Raw genomic sequence first — 3,801 nt, forward strand, 5'->3', positions numbered from 1 at the left:
GAATATTAAAGATGTTACTAATTGGTGTAAAGATCTGGAGTATTATTTCTCAATACTCCAAATCTTATTTTAGATACTCCAAACCCAATTAATGGATGTACGTGATTTTAACATGGAACTTGATCATGGACATTGCACCAATAGCCATCCTTTCTTTTACATATCTTGCATCCACTCGGGTAAGGTATTAGCTTGAAGTTATAATAATTTTCTATTTCTCCCTGTGCCAACGCTTCCACATTTTCCATGGCCAGATCAGATAATTCCACTTCTTTATTCTGCTGGTAATTCCAACCAGCGATAGCGACTGTAGCGATAACTGCTACTGAAAACAGTATCTTTTTCATAGATATAAAAATTTAAAATGTTTTAAAGTAATAACGAATCTTTCTTTCTATAAATCCACCTTTTATCAAGTGTGGTTGCACATGGCAGAAGATTCTGTATGCCATTCCGAAATAAATTACTACTTTTGCATTGCGCTTTGTCTCCTTTCTTTATAAGTGAATAAATCGGAGAGCAAGTGTGGGGAGTTGCTACTTTATCGGGATCGCCAATCGTAGATAGGTTTGCAACTCCTTATTTTTTTACTCTCCGTTTGGTCATTCGTCTTTTAACCATTCCACGTTATAATAATCATATCTAAATTCAACTTTTGCCCCTAAGCAATCTATATCGCCATAATTATAACAGCGAACATAATTCCCCTCTGTTTGTGCTAAAGCTTCTACATTTTCTAATGTGATATTAGACCACTTTACCTCCTTTGAAGAAAGTTTGTATTCGTACAAACCACATACACAAATAAGGATTATTCCTACATAAACTAGTGCTTTCTTTTTCATGAGACTTTAAACTTTATTATTGCATTTTGATTTTTTGCAAAATTATTGATTTGAAAGTTAAATAACCAAATAATTTTGTTTATATTTCGCGATATTCTTTGTCAAAGTTGTAATAGCCTATAACTTTGTAAGTTATACGGAATGAATTTATATGTCGTCAACAATTTGTCAACAGTCTAAAAGTAATAATGGAAAGAAATAAACAAGTAAGGGTATGTAAAATAGGCTCTTTGTGTAGTGTCTTTTTTTGGTTGATATTTATTGTAATAGTATTTTTATGGCAAAAGCAAAAACGAGAAGAAACCATGAGTAACCTTTTTGATAAGGCTATACAAATAGAAAAGTCTATTTATATTAAAAGGTTGATCAATGAGCAAGTTCATAGTTTTCCTACAGATAATAATATTCCTAAACATGAAAAAGATGAATGGATTGACCAGTACTATTTAATCCGTAGTGATCCTAAAAGAGAACGTTTGGATAGCATTTACTCTGCATTATTGAATGAAAACGGTATCAAGACGGATGTTCAAATATTATGCACGTTTGATAAAACATCGACCTTTACTGGGGCTATGAATCAAATAGAAAAAGCCGTAGCATTGCCTTCTGTTTCATTTTCTATAAATGACGATGAGGAGAAAAACATCGTCTTATCTCCCTATTATACTAATAACTTTTTGTGTGAATTTTTAATTCATCCTTACAGCTATTTGTCTTTTTTCACTTGTTTATTTATCTGTTTAGTTTTTATATGGTGTGTTTGGAAGATAAAAAAAACGGAAAAAGAATTTATTCAAATGGTAGATATTCCTGTACAAAAAATTAATTTAGATGAATCCAGTATTCCTTTGTATAATACCGGCTGGATATTTCATCATGCAGATGGTATGTTGAAAAACGAAGAAGGCCTAATAATACATTTAACTCCCCTGGATACCAAATATTTGGCAGCCTTTCTGAAATCAGAAAAGCATCTCCTTAGATACATTGATATTTGCCGATCAATTTATAATGAACCGTATGAAGATGAAAGTTGCGTGACTCGTGTGGATAAGCAACGTATAGGGCAAGCTATAAATCGCTTGCGTAAATCATTAGTAACCGTTCTTGGCATAGAAATAAGATCAATTAGGAATGGGTATGAGTTAAATGTTGTGCCCCTTAATAAAGAATAACCGGGTTATTATTATCCAAGCTTGTAGTATATAACCGTTCGCCTTGTAATGCCAGTCCGAACACTGAATGATCTAGCACTAACTTTCGCAGCGGTTTCCCTTCCAGATCGAATACATACACAAATTTCCCTCCTTTGGCCAGTTTTTTCCCTTCCTGCATATTCCGTATCCGTTCTTTAAACGAAACCCCGTCGAAAACAGCGTAGATGCAACTGTCGGCTACCAGAACCTCATTGAATCCTTTGATTCCTTTCGGGAAAGCTTCGCCGCCTTGCTGGGAAAAGACCGGTTCGCCGTTCGGTCCGAAAAGCACGGTGTGGAAACCAGTCTTCAGGTTGAAAATCTCAACCGTCTCGCCCAATTGCGTCACTAAAGCCAATACCTGGTTTTTCGGATTATAACTCATAAACGTACGCCATGCCTGCGCCAATGCCGGCAAACTTTCCCGCAGGCTTTCATCTTCGGTCGGGATGCTTCCTATGCTCTTTTGGATTCTGCCTTTGGCATCCAGTACATGATAGCGGTAACTCCCGGTATAGTCTGTCACCAAAAAGCCGGAATCTGTTTTGCAAAAGTCGAGGGTTCGCAGCAGTTGTTTGTCTAAAGGGATCTCTTCCATCCGTTCCGCTTTTTTATCGGCAACAGATACTTTCCAGCGGGTAATTTGTGCCCGGTTGGAGTCGAGTACCCAAATGGAATCCGGCGAACAGATCCGTATCCTTTCGGCCGAAAGGATTTCGTCAGGCCCTTCTCCGCGCTTGCCGAAAGGCGTAATCGGTTGCCAGTCAGGAAACGTAAACGCATATAAGAAATGGCTGTCGTTATGCAGATCCAGCAGGATTGCCAAACTATCTTTTATATCGATCCGATAGGGATAACGGAAAAATACGGAGTCGTTCCCGATTTCCTGCACACAAGATTCGTTGTATGTTTCCGGTAATTGTTCGTATCTCGGATATATATGTTTGGATGAATCCTGACAAGCTGTGAATCCGATAGCTATCCAAAAGAGGAAGAAAGAGAATTTCCAAGTTTTCATATTGATTTGTTATTTTCATTATGCAAAGTTAAGAAATAATCTGATAAGTTATTCCCGGTAGTCAAACGACCGCACGATGAGGCTTCAACGAGCGGTCGATTCAGCCGCATCGACCGCACGATTCAGTCTCAACGACCGCATGATGATCCGGGGAGGACAGAGGCTCTTGTGGTTCTTGAAAAAAGCCCGCGGGCTTTTAAAAAAATGTTTCGGCGAATCAGTGAAAAGAATTCGGGCTTTTGATGTAAACGCCGGGACGTTTTTCTGACCGGGGTGGGGCAGCAGGGGAAGTCCGTGGAGGGCTGTGCCTGGAGGAAAGAGGGTACGGATAAAAAAAGAATCAGATGGAAATCTTTCGATAACCATCTGATTCATCAGAGCGGAAGACGGGGCTCAAACCCGCGACCCTCAGCTTGGAAGGCTAATGCTCTATCGACTGAGCTACTTCCGCAAAGTCAGTGGGCAAGGATGGATTCGAACCACCGAAGGCATAAGCCAGCAGATTTACAGTCTGCCCCATTTGGCCACTCTGGTACTTGCCCGTTGCATTGCTGCAATGTTTGTTTCAAAAAAAAGAGCGGAAGACGGGACTCAAACCCGCGACCCTCAGCTTGGAAGGCTAATGCTCTATCGACTGAGCTACTTCCGCAAAGTAGTGGGCAAAGATGGATTCGAACCACCGAAGGCGTAAGCCAGCAGATTTACAGTCTGCCCCATTTGGCCACTCTGGTATTTGCCC

Annotated in this window: 4 protein-coding genes and 4 tRNA genes; 1 reads left to right on the top strand and 7 read right to left on the bottom strand. The window is 39.6% G+C overall.

Going from position 1 to position 3,801, the window contains the following annotated elements:
* Nucleotides 1–107 precede the first annotated feature (107 nt).
* Both BACCOPRO_RS01595 and BACCOPRO_RS01600 read right to left on the bottom strand, forming a co-directional pair.
* A complete protein-coding gene (locus BACCOPRO_RS01595; RefSeq protein ID WP_008140277.1) occupies nucleotides 108–347 on the bottom strand; it encodes an NVEALA domain-containing protein in 240 nt (79 codons plus the stop codon).
* Nucleotides 348–602: 255 nt separating this feature from the next.
* Nucleotides 603–845: an NVEALA domain-containing protein gene (locus BACCOPRO_RS01600; protein ID WP_008140279.1), complete on the bottom strand. Its 243-nt coding sequence runs from the start codon at nucleotides 843–845 to the stop codon at nucleotides 603–605.
* Between the two features lie 188 nt (nucleotides 846–1,033).
* On the opposite strand from BACCOPRO_RS01600, the gene BACCOPRO_RS01605 reads away from it, so the two are divergent.
* Nucleotides 1,034–2,023, top strand: a complete 990-nt coding sequence (locus BACCOPRO_RS01605; RefSeq protein ID WP_008140281.1) for a hypothetical protein — start codon at nucleotides 1,034–1,036, stop codon at nucleotides 2,021–2,023.
* Here BACCOPRO_RS01605 and BACCOPRO_RS01610 read toward each other — a convergent pair.
* The 5 genes from BACCOPRO_RS01610 to BACCOPRO_RS01635 form a co-directional block, all read right to left on the bottom strand.
* Nucleotides 2,010–3,062, bottom strand: a complete 1,053-nt coding sequence (locus BACCOPRO_RS01610; RefSeq protein WP_008140283.1) for a BF3164 family lipoprotein — start codon at nucleotides 3,060–3,062, stop codon at nucleotides 2,010–2,012. The two genes, BACCOPRO_RS01605 and BACCOPRO_RS01610, sit on opposite strands and share 14 nt — an antisense overlap.
* Nucleotides 3,063–3,440: 378 nt before the next feature.
* Nucleotides 3,441–3,513: transfer RNA gene (locus BACCOPRO_RS01620), tRNA-Gly, on the bottom strand.
* A gap of 8 nt (nucleotides 3,514–3,521) precedes the next feature.
* A tRNA-Tyr gene (locus tag BACCOPRO_RS01625) sits at nucleotides 3,522–3,604 on the bottom strand.
* 34 nt (nucleotides 3,605–3,638) lie between these two features.
* Nucleotides 3,639–3,711: transfer RNA gene (locus BACCOPRO_RS01630), tRNA-Gly, on the bottom strand.
* 7 nt (nucleotides 3,712–3,718) lie between these two features.
* Nucleotides 3,719–3,801, bottom strand: a tRNA-Tyr gene (locus BACCOPRO_RS01635).

Origin of the sequence: Phocaeicola coprophilus DSM 18228 = JCM 13818, from assembly GCF_000157915.1 — a bacterium.
Taxonomy (GTDB): domain Bacteria; phylum Bacteroidota; class Bacteroidia; order Bacteroidales; family Bacteroidaceae; genus Phocaeicola; species Phocaeicola coprophilus.